This window comes from Microbacterium limosum (assembly GCF_036324365.1).
In the GTDB taxonomy this organism is placed as follows: domain Bacteria; phylum Actinomycetota; class Actinomycetes; order Actinomycetales; family Microbacteriaceae; genus Microbacterium; species Microbacterium limosum.
Genome location: NZ_CP137080.1, coordinates 1139763 through 1156339 on the forward strand (window position 1 = coordinate 1139763; position 16577 = coordinate 1156339).

Here is a 16577-nt window from a genome sequence, read left to right on the forward strand (position 1 = left end):
CTCGAGGATGCCGGAGCCGCGCTCAGGCCGCCGAACGCTTCGGCAACCGCACGAACAGCAGCAGGATGAGGCCGAGCAGCAGCACCAGTCCGATGCCGAGGACGCCGAAGATGGTCGAACCGAAGGCGGCGATAAAGACCGTCCACATCGCCGGGGACAGGAAGCTCGCTACGCGGCCGGTGGTGGCGTAGAGACCGAAGATCTCACCCTGCATCCCCGTCGGGGTGACCCGGGCGAGCAGCGACCGCGACGCGGCCTGGGCCGGACCAACCATCGCGGAGAGGATGAGCCCGCCGATCCAGAAGATGACGGCGCCGAGGTCGTGGAAGGCGAAGACGACGAAAGCGACGAGCACGAGTGTCGTCAGGGCGAAAACGATGACGGCCTTCGCTCCGAATCGGTCGTCGAAGCGACCCGCGATGATCGTCGACAGGCCGGCCACCACGTTTGCGGCGATCGCGAACAGGATGACGTCAGTCGGCCCGAACCCGAAGGCGACGGCGGCAAGCACCCCGCCGAAGGCGAAGACCCCGGCGAGCCCGTCGCGGTACACGGCGCTGGCGATAAGGAAGGCGGATTCAACCGGTGGTCGCAACGAGTTCCGCGAACTTCTCCGATGGTGTCAGATAGCCGAGTGTCTTGCGTGGTCGACCGTTGAGCGAGTCCTGGATCGCGGTCAGCTCAGCGCGGGTGCGATGCTCAGATCGTGCTCTTCGGCATGTACTGGCGTAACAGCCCGTTGGTGTTCTCGTCTCCTCTTCCGCGCTGCCACGGGAATGCGGGGCGCAGAAGTAGATCGGATGCCGTTACTGTCGTGAACGGCGCTTGGCCATCTCCGCGCCTGGTCCCAGGTGATCGTCCGCGCCACGACGACGGTAGCGCCGTGATCGCTTCGCGCATCGCGGCCCCACCTTTTCGGCGCTCTTCCCGTCGGGCAGGTGCAGCAGAGAGCGAGCCGAGTGCTGCGTTCGACGAGGGTTCCCACGGCACTGCGACTGTTCTCACCGAGAATCAAGTCGCCTTCCCAATGCCCCGGCACGGCACGGCCCTCGATCTCTGCGGGACGCTCGCTGATCATCACCATCCCCGGCAGCCGGCCCCGCCCGTCCGTCGCGGTCCGCGACTTCCGTGCCGCACGCCCCGACCGCAGGCAGCGGGCGAGCTCGCGGCGCAACTGCCCGCGTCCCTGCACGAACAGGGACTGGTAGATCGTCTCGTGGCTCACGTGCATCTCCGGGTCATCGGGATGCTCCAAACGTAAGCGTGCGGCGATCTCCTGCGGCGACCACAGTTGCTCCAGCTGCGTCGTGACGACCTCGAGCAGCCGTCCACTGTCGAGCTTGAACGGCTTCGGTCGGCGGGCCTGCTCCCGCGCGTCCTCGTGCGCCCGCCACGCCGAGTACTCCTCCCGTCCGCCCCCGCGCTTGACCTCGCGGCTGACCGTCGACACCGCGCGTCCCAGGGCACGCGCGATCGCAGTAAGCGTGTCACCGCGGGCGAGGCCGACCAGGATCTCCTCACGGTCGAAGACCGTCAGATGCCCCTCGCGCGGCTCCCAGCCGAACGGCTTCCCGTCGAGGTGACGGCCCTCCCGCGCCATGCGGCCGACCATCGGCGCCGTACAGCCGATCTCGCGGGCGATATCGATGAGCCGCCACCCCTTCGAGTGGAGACGGAGCGCGAGCTGCTTCTGCTCACGACTGAGATGACCATGTTTGCCCTGCAATCGATGCCTCCCGAGATCAGCGCCTGCTTCATCTCACAGCACCCGTTGCGTTGACCGGTTGAATCCGCCGATCCTCAAGGCTGCGAGCGTGTTTTTCGCGAAGGAGCTCGACCGCCCCTGACCGAGATGATCCGGTTCATCACCGAGTACCGGGATCGTTTCGGGGTCGAGCTCATCTGCCGGGTGTTGCGCCCGGCAGTTCAAGGGTTCCTCACCTCCCGCGGCTACCGCGCCGCCATCGGCCGTGTGCCGTCCGCCCGGCAGCTGCAGGACGAGCTGCTCGTCCCGGAGGTCGCCAGGCTGCATGCGGAGAACTACGGCGTCTACGGCCGCCGGAAGATGCATGCATTAATGCGTCGGCAAGGGTGGGACATCGGCCGCGACCAGACCGAACGCCTCATGCGCCTGGCCGGAGTCCGAGGCGTCCGGAAGTCGAAGCGTGTGTTCACTACCCGCTCGGACAAGACGACCGTGCTGCCGAGTGATCTCGTCAACCGCCGCTTCACGGCGCCGGCGCCGCGGCGGCTCTGGGTTTGTGACGTGACCTACGTCGCAACGTGGTCGGGGTTCGCTTACGTCGCGTTCGTTACCGACGTCTACTCGCGACGCATCGTGGGCTGGAACGTCGCGTCGACGCTGCGGTCGGAGATCCTTCCGATGCAGGCGCTCGATATGGCCGCCTGGAACGTCGGCGGCCGACTCGATGGGCTGATCCACCACGCCGATCACGGGTCGAACTACACCGCGATGGTCTACACCGAGCGGATCGTCGAACTCGGCGCTGTCCCCTCCACCGGAACCGTCGGCGACTCGTTCGATAACGCGATGGCAGAGGCGGTCAACAACCTCTACAAGACCGAGCTGATCCGTCAACGCGGCCCCTGGCGGACCGTCGAGCAAGTCGAGCTCGCGACGCTCGAATGGGTGTGGTGGTGGAACAACCAGCGCCTCCACGGCGAGCTCGACATGCGCACCCCCGTCGAGGTCGAGGACGCGCACTACGCTGACCAAGAATCAGGCCAGCCGGCACCTGCCGGACAAGGCTCCCGATAGGAACGAAAGTCAGGCCGATTCACGTGAGCGCGGGAATCTACGGATGGCCAGTCGATGACGCGGTCGACGTAGCGTTCGAGTCGATCTGGTCGGCGCCCACTGCGGTTGCCGCAGTCACACTCGTCGCTTTCGATCGCGAGATCTATGAACGGATGCTTACCAAGCAGGGTGAGGTCACTCCGCGCCGGATCCTCGAAGGCGTCAGGCAACTCCACGAGCGGGGATACGAATAATTCCGCATCCTTCCGTACATGAGCCCCTCAGGGATGCACTGGCGTGTTGAGATCGCAGAGGCGGCGGCCATGGACGACTCCGAAGGCTACGTCGCTTACCGAAACGAGAACGTGGTGCTCAGATACAGCACCGGAAGCGGTCCCGAGTTCGCGGAGACGATCGTCGACCGATCCACCAAGCCCGACGAGGTCGCCGACCTGATCCTCGCTTCTATGCCCTAGGTACAAGAACACGTGCCCGACTCCGCCTATGCGGACTGGTATGCCCGGCTCATGCGGCTGATCACCGCGCAGGATGCCGTGCCCATCGCCTTCGCGGACTACTACGACACCCGGCAGGGGTGGGAAATCGGCTGGGGGAGTGGCGTATTCGTGGAAGCGCCACCACTACTTCCTCGCTGAGGCAAATGGCCCCGCGATGTCGAAAGTGGTTCTGCCTAACCGTCGCACGGCACACCCTCTGCCGACTCTGATGCAAGTCCACCGGGAGCGTCGGAGGGGCACGATAGCCTCAGCGTGACGGACGATGGCGAACATCGTTCCGCACGGGGAGGGGTTCAAGGGCGATGGTGGAACAACGGCGACTCGATTTCGGCCGGCTTAAGGATGTAGCCGACACGGCTGGTCGCAAGGTCGCGGACGTGGCGAACTCCGGCTGGGCGAAAACCGTTGAGGTCGCAGACGGCGTCGGGCAGGGAGTGAAGAAGTCTGCCGATCAGACAGCCGCGACGCTCACTGCCGTCGGGCAGAGCGTTGCAGGTCGTCTCCAGGGCAAGCACAAGAACGGCGTCGACCTATCAGCGCTAAGTACCGAGGCCAAGCTCGCTTACTGCCGCATTCTCGCGCGCCTCACTCTGGCGGACGCCGCAATTGACCCCCGCGAGATCGCGAACCTGTATCTGTTCGCCACAACGATTCAGCTTGAGCCCGACGCGCGCTCAGTTCTGCGCGGTGAGTTGACGGCGCACAGTCTTGGTAGCGATACCGAGGCGCTCGAGGAATCGGCCGTCGGATATGCGGTTGCCCTGAAGGGGGAACTCCTCGACGAGGACGTCGAAGCCGTGTTCGCTGCGCTCGTTAGGGATCTTCTCCGCATAGCTCGCGCCGACAAGCATCAGTCCGAGGAAGAGGACCGGCTAATCGCGAAGATCGCGGAGGTGCAATTCGGCGAGGCTACTGACGATGTGGTCGCAACCACCAGAACCCTGGTCACAGCTGAGGAAGATTACCTTGCGGGGAAGATCTCAACCAGCCAGCTCGAGACCGTCACGAAGGATGTGCTCGCCAAGGCTGCGGCCTTTAGCGCACCGATCGCCGCTGTCAGCCTCGCCGGAAGCGTCAGCGGACTTGGCGCCGCGGGGATCACGTCGGGGCTCGCGGCACTCGGATTCGGTGGCCTTCTCGGCCTGAACCCCATGACGACCGGCATCGGTGTCGCAGTGCTCCTCGGTGTGGGCGTGTACGCAGGAACCCGATGGGTGCTCGGCATCAACGAGCGCGAACGAGAGCATCGTCGCGAACACCTGATCCAGCAGGTTCTCAAGAACCACCAGCAGGCAATCGGTGACCTCACTCAAGACATCGCCGGGCTGGCAAGCCGCATGGAGGACTACCTCGCACAAACGACACAGAATGAACACCGACTCGCCGCGTTGCGCGCCGACCTTGCAGCGTTCAAACTCGCACTCGCAAGCCTGCAGGCCAACCGCGACGCGTTCGAGCAGGGTGAGTCTGTCAGTGCCTGACTCACTCGCCGCAGTTTCGACCGTTGCGGCATACCAGGACGTGACGTTGACCGAACTCCGTGGCGTCTTCGATCGTGTCGACTTCGACCTGCGCGAGGCACTTGAGCGGGAGGCTCGAGTAAGCGACTCGGTATCGAGCATTGAGGACGAGATCGGCGCCGTCAGACACCAGTTGGCGGCGCTAGGCATCGAAGTTCCGGACTTCCCACACGACACAGCACAGGCGAGCGAGGTGCCCGCGAACGGCGCAGTTCACCAGCCCGGCTATGGACTCCCCGTCGCGCCGTCAGGACTCGACTTCTCCGACCTCACCGCGCTGGCAGAAGCCCGCCTCGCCATGCTCGACGTTGATCTGAGCCGCGACCCGCTTCTCCAGGTACTACCAGAGGGGCAGATCAAGGCGAGCCTCCAACAGTACGACGCTCAGTTTGGAGACGTGAGCTGGACCAAGACGGACTGGGCTGTAGTCCTCGGTGCCGGCGTCGTCGCGACGATCCTCGACGTTGTGCTGGTGCGAATCCCCGCCGACCGCAACTTCATGGGCAAGAAGTACGAGGGCTCACCGCTGACGGATTGGCTCAACGAAAACAGCAAGTCCCTCCACGAGCGATTCGGCAAGCCGTTCGAAGGTTTCGCCAAGGTCCCCTTCGACGCGCCCACCACGAAGGCCACCAACGATGCCGTGCGAGGCATGTTCCCGAAGGTGCACAGGCTGATGAGTCCGGGACACGACCCGATTCTCGGCTTCCTGGTGGGCATTGCCGACCTCATGCGCGGGACCGGGACATACATCGATCACCTCGGCAATCTCGTGCAGGTGACTACCAACATGGCGCCGGTGGACCTTACGACCGCGTTGCTCAAACAGGTAGCTCACCTTCTCTCTGACGTCTTCACGCCGGCCGGTTTGCCCGCCCCGTTGTTCAGCCTTCTCCAACTCGTCAAGACGGAGTCCCCGTTCGCGCTGTGGAAGGACGGGCCAAAGGTGCCCTGGACGGACATCGCCCGCGACATGTACAGAAACGGCTACGACCTCCGATACTTTCTGACGATGGGCATCGTTCCCGCGGCTGTCGAAGTGATCATCCGGGCGTACTGGATGCTCGACGCTCTCTCTACTGGGAAGACCGCCGACCAGCGAAAGCTCGAAGTCGCCAAGCTCCGCTCGATGCTCCTGCTGGGCCACACTGTCGCGACGTCCGGAACGCTGGTCAAGACGGGTCTTGTCTTCGGAATGAATCCGGCCGCGCTCAACTACCCACAGCTGCTCGCGATGGTGCCCGCCACGATCGCCTGGCTCAAAGAGTCGATTGCTCGAGAGCAACGCATTGGCAGCGCGCTTGAAGCCGAGTGGGTAGCCCTCACAGCCGAAGACAGCAGATCCGAATCACAAGCCGAGTAGTCGCTCGGATCGGAAGGAGCCCCGACGTGATCGCCGAGCAGGTTGACGAAGCGCTCCATGACGCGCGGGCAGGGCTCGCGCGCGCCCGAGACATGCGTTCAGTGCTCACCGATCTCCCGGATTGGGCTCGCTCCGCCTGGGTAGGGCGAAAGCTGCTCGACGTAGGAAAGAACGAGGAAGCCCTCCGCGCGCTGTGGACAGAGATCGAAATGGGTTGCCCGTGGTATCTGATGCAGGCGAGATTCCTCGCTGAGGCGAGTCTGGAGGGCTTCCTCGAGCATCCGGAAGCGGCGCTTGATCGCCTCTGCATGGCCGCGCAGCCCCCGGCAAATGACCACTGGGACCCGGAGCTGTACTTGCAGGCGCTCTTTGAGCTCGCCACCTTCGAAACCCAGGATCCGCAGGTCGACGCAGTTCTGAGGCGCGCCGAGTGGGCGAACCTCGCATTCGAGCTCGTGGAGAGCGTGACCTGGTGGTCCTTCGTGCCCTGGTGGGATGAGTCGAAGCAACAGAGACTCCGCGCAATCATCGACGCTGCCGATCCGGCTTCCTCGCTCTTTGATCACAATCCGACGGCATCCTGGCAGCACTACATCGCAGACCCTGATCACGAGATCCGCAACCTCGAGGATTGGCAGGACGAGCTCATGGGGCTTGAGGAGTCGCTCCTCGCAGCTGTCACCATGTCCGAGTTCAACGATTCCGCGCTTCGCCGTCCCTACACCGACGAGATCGCAGCACTATGGTCCGCAGGCGACCCAGTTCGCACAGCCGCGGAGGTGAGCGACATCCTTCTGGACGCCTACCGACCGCAGGAGCTGGACGATAGCGAACTGCAGGGCAGTGACACCGAGAGGCCCTACTGGCGTGATCCGCTTGCCCAGACGGAACTTGAGGCTCTCCTCGCACGTGCCTATGCGGCGATGGGAAGACCCGACGCAGCCGATGCCGCCTATGCTCGCGCTTTCGCCGGGTTCAAGGAGGCGTCCGGCTGGGTCCTCCAACTCGACGCGCTCACGGATGGCCGCATTCTGGCAGCGTTGGGCGATGTCGATGGGGCCTTCGACAAGCTCTGGGAATCCGTCCGACGGTTCAATTCGTCGCGCGGAGACATCGATCTGGCGCTCGAGGCGCTATGCGAGCTCGCCATCCTCGAACGGCCGTCGCCGCGGCATCCGTCGCCGCGGGACTGGGCAACCGTTGCGACGGCAATGGCTGCGGCTGAGGGATCATGGTCACCGGGACCGTGGTACAACTCATTCAGCGGTCGAGTGGATCGCATTGCTCGATAGCAGTCTCCCCCGCGATCGCGGAGTCTCGCCCAGGGGTTGGCGTTGCTCTCGAGAACTTGAGATGTAGACACTTACTCGACTGTTCAGATACCTCGAGATCTCTCCAGGAGCGTCCAGATCCATCGAAGCCCGGTCGCGTATGCTGGCAAACTCAACCACCGGAGTGAAGCCGAAGCGCAAGATTCCGGGGATTTTGGGCATCCGCGAGACCATCCGGGCCTGTGGCGCAGCTGGTAGCGCACCTGCATGGCATGCAGGGGGTCAGGGGTTCGAGTCCCCTCAGGTCCACCCTGTGATGAGTCGCGACATAGGAGACATCTGAGTCGCGTCATAGGCGACATTTACGAGAGAGAGTCCGGCCATCGGCCGGGCTCTCTCTCGTTGTTTCGCCAGTAGGTCCGGGCGGGGTCGATGGTGTTGGTCGCGATGATTTCGCCGGTGTCGAGGTGGATGACGGTGACGGTGTGTTCGTCGGCGATGAGGATGCAGCGTTTCCCGCGGTGGTTGGCGCCGATGCCGAGGTGGTGCATGCGGGCCGCGCGGCGGAAGCTGATTTTCCCGTTGCTGTCGACGTGGTCGTGTCGGATCCGGTAGTGGGTGCGGTCGCTGTGGCCGGCGGGGGTGGCTTTCGGGGTGGCGGCGTAGGCGAGGTCGGGTGTGGTTGCGTGGGCGCGGTGGGGTCGGGTGGTGTTGTAGTAGTCCCGGAACTGGTCGAGCTGGGTCTGGAGCTCCGTGATGGTTGCCGCGCGGGGTCGGGCGGTGAGCCAGCGTTTGAGGGTCTGGTGGAAGCGTTCGATCTTCCCTTGGGTTTGCGGGTGGTTCGGGGTGCCGTTCTTCTGTCGGATGTTCAGCGCGGCGAGGACGTATTCGAACTCGTTGCGTCCCCCTCCGTGGCGGGCGGTGTAGACGCGTCCGTTGAGTTCCTAAGGGATGTCAAGCGGTGGTGTGCTGGGTAGCCTTGGGCTGGGACGGGCCGGTTGATGGAGCGCGTTGCGACTCCTTGCTTCGCCGGCTCGTTCTTGTCGTGGTGCGAGTTCGCCGGAGCGAGTCCGGGACGGTGTATCGAGCTCGGATGAGCGCTCGCGCGTTCTCGGTAGTGACGGGTGTGCCGTCGACGTCGCGGAGTTCGTAGGGGGCCCCGGCATTCCAGCACGCTGCGATCCTGGTGAGTAGGGTTGCGGCGATGTGGCAGATCGCGGTGTTGGGGACTGCTGCACGAGTAGGTGACATCTGATCTGGCTTGCCCGGGAGGGCGGCCTGGAAGGATGGCATCGTGCCAAAGCCTTATCCCACCGAGTTCCGTGACGACGTGGTCCGCGTCGCGAGGAGCCGTGAGCCCGGAGTGACGATCGAGCAGATCGCGAAAGACTTCGGGGTCCACCCGATGACGCTGCAGAAGTGGATGCGTCGCGCCGATATCGACGAGGGCGCCAAGCCTGGCCAGACCCGCACCGAGGCGGCTGAGATCCGTGAGCTGAGGAAGCGGAACCGGCTGCTCGAGCAGGAGAACGAGGTGCTCCGGCGGGCCGCGGCGTATCTGTCGCAGGCGAACCTGCCGGGAAAAGGTTCTACCCGCTCGTGACGGAGCTCGCCGCCGCGGGGATCCCTGTGACGGTGACGTGTCGGGTGCTCAAGCTCTCCCGCCAGCCCTACTACCGGTGGCTCGCGGACCCCATCGCTACCAGCGAGGTGGTGGAGGCGTATCGCGCGAACGCGCTGTTCGACGCGCATAGGGACGATCCCGAGTTCGGGCACCGGCTCCTTGCCGACGAAGCCGCCGAAGCGGGCGAATCCATGTCGGATCGGACGGCGTGGCGGATCGCGTCCAGCAACGGCTGGTTCAGCGCGTTCGGGAAGCCCAAGCGCAGCAAAGGACGCCGACCGGGTCCGCCGGTGCACGACGATCTCTGCGCGGTGGTCGACGAGGACGGACGGACGCGGCACGTGTTCGCGGCCGACGCGCCGAACGAACTCTGGCTCGTCGACATCACGGAGCACAAGACCGCGGAAGGCAAGCTCTACTGCTGCGCGATCAAAGACGCGTTCTCCGGCCGGATCGTCGGGTACTCGATCGACTCCAGGATGAAGTCGCGGCTGGCCGTTCAGGCTCTCGAGAACGCGGTCGCAATGCGCGGCGACGTCGCCGGCTGCATCGTGCATAGCGATAGGGGCAGTCAATTTCGCAGTCGGAAGTTCCTGCGTGCTCTGGCCCGCCATCGCATGGTCGGGAGCATGGGAAGAGTTGGATCGAGCGGGGACAACGCGGCGATGGAATCGTTCTTCGCCTTGCTGCAGAAGAACGTCCTCGACCGCCGCACTTGGACCACCCGTGAGCAGTTGCGGATCGCGATTGTCACCTGGATCGAACGGACCTATCACCGCCGACGCAGACAGCGTCGGCTCGGGCGTTTGACGCCCATCGAGTTCGAGAACATCATGAACACGACCGTCGCACTGGCGGCGTGACTACAACCTGTCACCTATCCGTGCAGCAGTCCCTTGTGGTGCTTGCCGGATACGACCATGAGCCGGTGATACTTCGCGGCGAGACTCGGGTCTTGTCTGCGGGCTTGGTCTGCGCTGATGAACAGTGCTTCGCGGAGCAGGGCATCGCCGTGCTTGGTGGGTCCGCCGTGGTGACCGGAGATTCCTGAGGAGTCGAGCGAAGGGACCAGGCCGCTGAAGGAGCGCACGGCGGCGAGGGATCGGAATCGTCCGGGGTCGCCGAGCCTGCCGAGGATGACCGCGCCGTTGACCGGGCCGACCCCCGGTGCTGAGGTGATGATGCCGCGCGGGTCGCGCTCACGGACCAACGCGTCGATGCGGTCGTCGAGTTCCTTGAGCTCTTCCGTGATCCGCAGTGCGAGTCGTGCTTCGACGGCGATGTCCTCGGCGAGATCGGTGAACTCCAGGTCTTCGCCCCAGAGTTCTCGTGACGCTGCCGCGGCGGCGAGGATCGTGTCCGCGACGGCTTCGCCCCAGGCTCCACGGGAGTGTCTCCCGAGGAACCTGATCAGCCGGGTTCGTCCCAGCCGTCGCACCGCGATTGGGTCAGCGTAACCTGCGGCAAGAAACCGGAGCGGGGTCAGATTCGACAGGTCGCCGCTGAACGCGGCGTGCCAGTCGGGGCCGAGGATCTCCAGCAGCGCGTCGAGCCTGGCGATGCTCGTCGTGCGGCGCTTGACCAGCGTGGAATGCATTTTCGTCGCCCGACGTAACGGGTCGCCCGGACCCAGCCCCCGTTCGGAGTAGAGGCCTTCCGGGTGCAGCAGTGGCAGCCTCGCCAGGAGCACCGAGTCGAGCCGGTCGCTCTTGGTGTGCTTCGCGTAGTACGCGCGCAGGTCCGCGGATCTCTCCGCGGGAACGAGAACGACATGCGCGCCGCGGCGACGGAACCATGCCGCTAACGGCACCCAGGCGTTGCGGGTCGGCTCCATCACCACCGTCACGCCATCTGCTGCGGCCCCGCTGGGAAGTCTCGACCACAGCTGCTCGAGATCGGCGGGGCTGGTGCGGAACCGATACCCAGACCACAGCAGTTCGCCGCGCTCGTCGGCGACGCTGGCTTGATGCGGGGCGCGGACGGCGATATCCACGCCGATTCGAACGATCATCCAAGACTCCTTCGCGTTGTTCATCCGGTGACCGGCGGCCGTGCTGCGCGAGGGAGTCGATCCGCACCAGACATTCGCTAACAGGGATCCTCGACCGTCGGTGGCGAGGTCACCGGGTTCCTAACAGGGCATCTCGAGCTCCGGCAGTGGCCCCACCCGTCAACGCGATCAACAGGCAAGAAGTCGCGACGCGCTCCACTCGGTCAAGCAACGACGACGGGCGGGTGCCGGACAACACCGATCCTGCCCGCCGGCCGACGAACCTGCTCGAGTGCTGCCCACCCAGCTTGAATGTCGGTGAGGGTCGATGCGGGCGGTCCGAACTCGTCGACGCAGTGTAGGAAGGTGTCCACGACGGTTTTGCCGGTGACGGGGTGGTGGACGGTGCAGGAGAGCAGTTTGCGGGAGTGGTCGTCGAGCCAGTTCAGGATCTCGACGTCGGTGCCCTCGGCCAGGCGCCAGTGGGTGAAGTCGGATTGCCAGGTCTCGTTGGGCCTGTCTGCTTCGAACCGGATGTAGGAGGAGCGGGGGCGTTTGCGGGGTTCGGGGGCGATCAGCCCGGCAGTGTGCAGGATGCGGCGGATGGTGGAGGTCGACGGGGCCTGTAGCCCTTCCTGGGTCAGGTGCCAGGCGATCGTGACCGGGCCAGCGTCGGTTCCGGCCGCGGTCAGCGCGGCCCGCAGCTGCACGATCCGGTCACGGACCCGGTCGGTGACCGCCTGCGGGCTGGTCAACGGGGCACGGGATCGGGGCTTCAGCCCGTCCAGACCCTCGTCGCGGTAACGGGCGAGGAGCTTGTGTAAGTACTGCCGAGACATCCCGTACTCGGCCGCTGCTGCCGTGACCGACAGCTCCCCGGCGACGATCTTCAACACCACGACCCGATGCTTCGACGACATGCACGAGTGTCGCCTATGACGCGACTCACGTGTCGCCGATCACCTGTCGCCTATGTCGTGAACTCAGACACCCTCAGGTCCACCATGATGCTCTTACTCGAACCCTCGACAAGAGCAATGAGATTATCGGACAGCACGTCCAGGGAGAGCCCGCCGGTTTCGGCGGGCTCTTTCGTTTGCCCCGTGCCGTCGGGGATGACGGTGGACTGTGCATGTCGTGCCTCGTGGACGAGCGCTCGGCTGTCTGGGCCGTAGATGACGTCGAACGGTGTCTGGTAGGTCGCATCGACGTGGTGCCTGCCGTCGTCGTCGGTAGTGACGAGGAGCTTGTCGAAGAGGAGCTGGTTGAGCATGCGGCGGATGTGCTCGGGGGCTTGCCGGTAGGTGTTGCCTGCGTGCTGGGCGATGTCGAGCGCGATCCGGATGAGCTCGTCGGCCTCGGTGAGGTCGGCATTGAGGGCGTTGAGGCTGCGGGTTGTGGCGGCTGAATATTCGCTTCTCTGAGCGCCACGAGTATTGCGGTTGAGCGCCAACCTGCTCGTGGGCGCGTTCGCGTCGTTGAGCGCCACCGAGTATTCGGGTTCGGCGCCACCTTCCTAGGCTCCTTCTGCCGCGTGGCTGATCACGCGGCAGAAGGAGTAGTTCGGATGGTACGCAGGATCAAGGCGAAGCTGGTGTTGAGGCTTCGCGCGGAGGGGCTCACGGGTCGGCAGATCGCGGCGCTGGGCATGTCTCGGCACTCGGTGTCGGCGGTGCTCAACGCCGCCGACCGGGAGGGCGTCGGCTGGGACGACGTCGCGGAGCTCGACGAGGCGGACGTGTATGCGCGGCTGTTCCCCGGGCGTGGTGAGCACGAGAGTGTTCACGCGCAGCCGGACTGGGACAAGGTGCATCGGGAACTCGCGAGGGTCGGGGTGACGTTGAAGCTGCTGCATGGCGAGTACGTCGATGCCTGCCGTGCCAAGGGCGAGACGGCGATGGGCTACGACCGGTTCTGCAAGACCTACCAGCGTCACGTGCTGGTGATCGGGGCGGCGTCGCGGGTCGGTCACAAGGCCGGGCAGACGGTCGAGGTCGACTGGTCGGGCAAGACTATGCAGCTCAGCGACCCGGTCACCGGGCAGGCGACGAGGGTCTACCTGTTCGTCGCGACGCTGCCGTTCTCCCGCTACTCGTTCGTCGAGCCGACGCTGGATATGAAGCAGGACACCTGGCTGCGCGCGAACACGGCGATGTTCGACTGGTTCGGCGGGTCCGTCCCGCGGATCGTTCCGGACAACCTGAAGGCGGGTGTGATCAAGCACCCTGCCGAGGGCGAGGTGGTGCTGAACGACGCGTATCGGGAGCTCGCGGCGCACTATTCGGCGGCGGTGCTGCCGGGACGGGTGAAGAAGCCGAAGGACAAGCCGAGTGTCGAGGGCACGGTCGGGAACGTTGCGACGGTGGTGATCGCGGCTCTGCGCAACCAGCGGTTCGCGACGCTGCCGGAGTTGCGGGCCGCGGTCTACGAACGCGTCGCCGCTTACAACGCGAAGCCGTTTCAGAAACGTGCCGGGTCGAGGCTTTCGGTGTTCGAGGGTGAGGAGAAGCCGCTGCTGCGGCCGCTGCCGCAGGTTCCGTTCGAGATCTCGCAGTGGCTCTACGGCCGCAAGGTTCAGAAGAACGGGCATGTGGTGTTCGAGCGGAACTTCTACTCCGTCCCTTACGAGAACATCGGTCGGTCTGTCGACCTGCCCATCACCGACACCATGTTGGAGGTGTTCGCCGGGGATCAGCGGCTCACCAGTCATCTGCTCGCCCCGGCCGGGGTGGTCAACGAGTACCGGACGCATGACAGCGATCTGCCCGATGGGCCCCGCTACCAGCAGATGGACCCGCAACGGGCGCGGGAGTGGGCCGCTCGGGTCGGGGAGCACACCACGACGATCGTGAACCGGATCTTCGAGTCCGTCCCGGTCGATGAGCAGGGGCTCGGGGCTGCGCTGGCAGTGCTCAGGTTGACCCGACGCTACTCCGCCGCCCGTGTCGAAGCCGCCGCTGGCATCGCGCTCGAGTCCCGCGTCCGATCACCGCGGTATGCGCATCTGCGGCCGATCCTGGAGTCCCACCAGGACCAGACCGGCAGACGCCAGCCGAGGTTCGAACCGTCGGCCCCAGAGGAACCGGCCGGGTATGTCCGCGGCGCCGACTACTACGCAGGAGACGCCCGATGAGCCGGCTCGATGCGGAGACGAAGCGGAAGCTGCGGGAGATGGGCGTCCCCGCCCTCGTCGACGCGCTCGACATCCAGGACGAGGGCCTCACGATGGGGCTGGTGTTCGAGGAGAGGATCAAGCTCGCCGTCGACGACGCCCACGCCGCGTTCACCCACTCCAAAGTCGAAGGCCTCATCCGATGAGCGGGCCTGCGCTACCCGAACGCGGACCTCCGCTGCGTCGACATGCTCGAACAACGCGGCCTGGACCGGGGTGTGATCGCGCAGCTCGGGACCTGCCAGTTCATCACGAGGCACATGAACGTCGTGTTCCAAGGCTTCACCGGCTCCGGGAAGTCCTACCTCGGCTCGGCGTTGGCGAAGCAGGCCTGTCAGCACCGCTACCGGGCGCACTACATCCGCATGCCCGACCTCGAAGAGACCTGGACCGCGGCGAAAGACAAGCCCGCCGGTCGGGAGAAGTGGTTGCGGAAGTACTCCACGTTCACGCTCCTCGTGATCGACGAATGGCTGCTCGACCCGCCCACCGACGACGTCCGGTCCATGCTGCTCGAGCTCCTCGAACGCCGTTACGACGCGACCTCGACGGTGTTCTGCACCCAGTACGCGAAGAAGGACTGGCACCAGCGCCTCGGCGGAGGGGTCCACGCCGACGCGATCATGGACCGCATCGTCCACAACACCCTCTGGATCGAGACCGGCGACGTCAACATGCGGGAGCACACCGCCGCCGCGGCCGGCTGAACCCGGGCCGGTGAGCGTCGCGCCGACCGGGGTGGCGCTCACCGGCAATACCGGTGGCCCTGAGAGTGAATATCGAGTGGCGCTCAACCGCAATAATCAGTGGCGCTCACGACTCCAAATACTCAGCGGCGAGTTCGCGCGAGTGGTACCGTTTTTCGTACAACTTTTGGGAGGGGCGTGACGGTGTCGGCTATAACGGCGTCCGAGGCTCGGAAGAGCCTGTTCGGACTCATCCAACAGGTCAATGATGATCACATCGCGGTGGAGGTCGTGTCCCGGCGCGGCAACGCGGTCATCCTCTCGAAGGACGACTATGACGCGCTCACCGAAACGGCCTACCTGCTGCGCAACCCCGCCAATGCCGAGCGACTTCTCGGTGCGATCGAGCGTGCACGTCGTGGTGAGTTCGAGAATCACGATCTGCTCGACGCGTGACGCGCGCCCTCTCCTTCGACCGGAACGGGTGGGAGGACTACGTGTACTGGCAGACGCAGGACCGTAGGACGCTCAAACGCATCAACGCGCTCCTCGCTGATATCGCCCGCGACCCGTTCGCCGGCATCGGCAAGCCCGAGCCGCTCCGCCACGTGTTGTCTGGCGCGTGGTCCCGGCGCATCGACGACAAGAACCGACTCGTCTACTACGTGACCGACGACCACGTGGTGATCCTGCAGGCTCGCGATCACTACTGACACGACGGACGCGGTTCTCTGCTCGCCAGCCGATCCCGACCTCGTCCCACCACTCCGGACCCCCGTATCATGGGGGGCATCGTGGAGGTCGACGATGTCCTCAGAGCCGCACGCACCCGGTGAAACGCTGATCACGTCGGTCCAGCGCGCCCTGCGGCTGGTGGACGTCGTGGCCAACTCCTCCCGGCCGGTGACGGCGAAGACGCTCGCCCATGCGTCGGGGCTGACGCTCGGAACGACCTACAACCTGGTGCGCACTCTGATCCGCGAAGGCTACTTGGCGACGGAGCCGGACGGACTCGTGCTCGGTGCCAAGTTTCCCGGGCTGCGCGACAGGGATGATTCGGGGGTGTTCCTTGCACGGGTGCGCGAGTCGCTCCACGAGGTGGCGGACGGCCTGGGCGCGACGGCGTATCTCTCCCGCTATGCCGACGGCGAGGTGCACCTCATCGACATCGTCGACGCCAAGTCGAGCCCGCGGGTCGAACTGTGGGTGGGGCTGCACTCAAGCGCTCACGCGACCGCGCTCGGCAAGCAGATCCTCGCCGAGCTCTCGCCGGATGAGCGGCGCGACTACCTCTCGCGTCATCCGCTGGACGAGCTGACGCCCCACACGATCAGGGACCGCCGGCTCCTGCTGGAGCAACTGGAGCGGGCGGGGCCCGTCGTCCTCGACCGGGAGGAGTATGCGATCGGGTACATGTGCCTCGCGGTGCCGGTGCAGACACCGGTGGTGACGGCATCCCTCGCGGTGTCGATTCCGGCGCACGCCGAGGGAATCGACACGGACGCGCTCGCGCTCCGTCTGCGCAGGATCGCGAACCGGCTGTCGATGCGCCTGGCGGCGGACCGTTTCGGACAGTTCGCGCGCTGATCACCCGCCCGCGGATGACGGATGCCGCGGACGGACGCTCCCACTTCACCATCTGAAATCCGGCACCTGTCGCCGGACCGGCCGACCT

At 65.3% G+C, this 16577-nt stretch carries 17 protein-coding genes, 1 tRNA gene and 2 pseudogenes; 13 read left to right on the forward strand and 7 right to left on the reverse strand.

What is annotated here, in order from left to right; all coding sequences use genetic code 11:
- Positions 1 to 22: 22 nt before the first annotated feature.
- Entirely contained in the window at positions 23 to 553 is a 531-nt protein-coding gene (locus RYJ27_RS05525) for an MFS transporter (protein WP_422732867.1), read from the reverse strand.
- Positions 554 to 676: 123 nt separating this feature from the next.
- A complete protein-coding gene (locus tag RYJ27_RS05530) occupies positions 677 to 1726 on the reverse strand; it encodes an IS30 family transposase (protein WP_330171727.1) in 1050 nt (349 codons plus the stop codon).
- 126 nt (positions 1727 to 1852) lie between these two features.
- Between RYJ27_RS05530 and RYJ27_RS05535 the strand changes: the two genes are divergently transcribed.
- From RYJ27_RS05535 to RYJ27_RS05565, 7 genes are all read left to right on the forward strand, one after another.
- A complete protein-coding gene (locus RYJ27_RS05535; RefSeq protein WP_330171728.1) occupies positions 1853 to 2779 on the forward strand; it encodes an IS3 family transposase in 927 nt (308 codons plus the stop codon).
- A gap of 302 nt (positions 2780 to 3081) precedes the next feature.
- Positions 3082 to 3234, forward strand: a complete 153-nt coding sequence (locus RYJ27_RS05540) for a hypothetical protein (RefSeq protein WP_330171729.1) — start codon at positions 3082 to 3084, stop codon at positions 3232 to 3234.
- A 12-nt stretch (positions 3235 to 3246) separates the two neighbouring features.
- Positions 3247 to 3414, forward strand: coding sequence for a hypothetical protein (locus RYJ27_RS05545; RefSeq protein WP_330171730.1), 168 nt, complete (start codon positions 3247 to 3249; stop codon positions 3412 to 3414).
- A 164-nt stretch (positions 3415 to 3578) separates the two neighbouring features.
- The gene (locus RYJ27_RS05550) at positions 3579 to 4757 is read left to right on the forward strand and encodes a TerB family tellurite resistance protein (RefSeq protein WP_330171731.1); all 1179 of its coding nucleotides are present in this window, start codon (positions 3579 to 3581) and stop codon (positions 4755 to 4757) included.
- Entirely contained in the window at positions 4750 to 6159 is a 1410-nt protein-coding gene (locus tag RYJ27_RS05555) for a hypothetical protein (RefSeq protein ID WP_330171732.1), read from the forward strand. Before RYJ27_RS05550 ends, RYJ27_RS05555 begins: the two co-directional genes overlap by 8 nt.
- Before the next feature lie 26 nt (positions 6160 to 6185).
- Positions 6186 to 7451 (forward strand): hypothetical protein, encoded by a 1266-nt coding sequence (locus RYJ27_RS05560; protein ID WP_330171733.1) that lies wholly within the window; start codon positions 6186 to 6188, stop codon positions 7449 to 7451.
- A gap of 215 nt (positions 7452 to 7666) precedes the next feature.
- A tRNA-Ala gene (locus tag RYJ27_RS05565) sits at positions 7667 to 7739 on the forward strand.
- Positions 7740 to 7792: 53 nt separating this feature from the next.
- Here RYJ27_RS05565 and RYJ27_RS05570 read toward each other — a convergent pair.
- The gene (locus RYJ27_RS05570; RefSeq protein ID WP_330171734.1) at positions 7793 to 7981 is read right to left on the reverse strand and encodes a hypothetical protein; all 189 of its coding nucleotides are present in this window, start codon (positions 7979 to 7981) and stop codon (positions 7793 to 7795) included.
- A gap of 147 nt (positions 7982 to 8128) precedes the next feature.
- Positions 8129 to 8302, reverse strand: a pseudogene (locus RYJ27_RS13515) (integrase core domain-containing protein); the annotation flags it as partial.
- 422 nt (positions 8303 to 8724) lie between these two features.
- Between RYJ27_RS13515 and RYJ27_RS05575 the strand changes: the two are divergent.
- Positions 8725 to 9917 (forward strand): IS3 family transposase gene (locus RYJ27_RS05575; RefSeq protein WP_330170566.1). Its coding sequence is split into 2 segments (ribosomal slippage): positions 8725 to 9009 and positions 9012 to 9917, totalling 1191 coding nucleotides; the frame shifts between segments, so codons are not numbered across the junction.
- Positions 9918 to 9931: 14 nt separating this feature from the next.
- On the opposite strand, the gene RYJ27_RS05580 is transcribed toward RYJ27_RS05575, so the two are convergent.
- From RYJ27_RS05580 to RYJ27_RS05590, 3 genes are all read right to left on the reverse strand, one after another.
- Entirely contained in the window at positions 9932 to 11065 is a 1134-nt protein-coding gene (locus RYJ27_RS05580; RefSeq protein ID WP_330171735.1) for an IS110 family RNA-guided transposase, read from the reverse strand.
- A gap of 203 nt (positions 11066 to 11268) precedes the next feature.
- Positions 11269 to 11964 carry a helix-turn-helix domain-containing protein gene (locus RYJ27_RS05585; protein WP_330171736.1) on the reverse strand — a complete coding sequence of 232 codons (696 nt, stop codon included), beginning with the start codon at positions 11962 to 11964 and terminating at the stop codon, positions 11269 to 11271.
- Positions 11965 to 12014: 50 nt separating this feature from the next.
- Positions 12015 to 12533 (reverse strand): hypothetical protein, encoded by a 519-nt coding sequence (locus RYJ27_RS05590; protein ID WP_330171737.1) that lies wholly within the window; start codon positions 12531 to 12533, stop codon positions 12015 to 12017.
- Positions 12534 to 12611: 78 nt separating this feature from the next.
- Between RYJ27_RS05590 and istA the strand changes: the two genes are divergently transcribed.
- From istA to RYJ27_RS05620, 5 genes and pseudogenes are all read left to right on the forward strand, one after another.
- Positions 12612 to 14177, forward strand: coding sequence for an IS21 family transposase (istA, locus tag RYJ27_RS05595; RefSeq protein WP_330171738.1), 1566 nt, complete (start codon positions 12612 to 12614; stop codon positions 14175 to 14177).
- Positions 14174 to 14923, forward strand: a pseudogene (locus tag RYJ27_RS05605) (ATP-binding protein). The gene istA and the pseudogene RYJ27_RS05605 overlap by 4 nt, the downstream one beginning before the upstream one ends.
- Positions 14924 to 15100: 177 nt before the next feature.
- Complete coding sequence (locus tag RYJ27_RS05610; protein WP_330171739.1) at positions 15101 to 15358, forward strand: type II toxin-antitoxin system Phd/YefM family antitoxin; 258 nt, start codon at positions 15101 to 15103, stop codon at positions 15356 to 15358.
- A complete protein-coding gene (locus RYJ27_RS05615) occupies positions 15355 to 15615 on the forward strand; it encodes a Txe/YoeB family addiction module toxin (RefSeq protein WP_330171740.1) in 261 nt (86 codons plus the stop codon). The genes RYJ27_RS05610 and RYJ27_RS05615 overlap by 4 nt, the downstream gene beginning before the upstream one ends.
- A 94-nt stretch (positions 15616 to 15709) precedes the next feature.
- Positions 15710 to 16489: an IclR family transcriptional regulator gene (locus RYJ27_RS05620; protein WP_330171741.1), complete on the forward strand. Its 780-nt coding sequence runs from the start codon at positions 15710 to 15712 to the stop codon at positions 16487 to 16489.
- Positions 16490 to 16577: the final 88 nt, after the last annotated feature.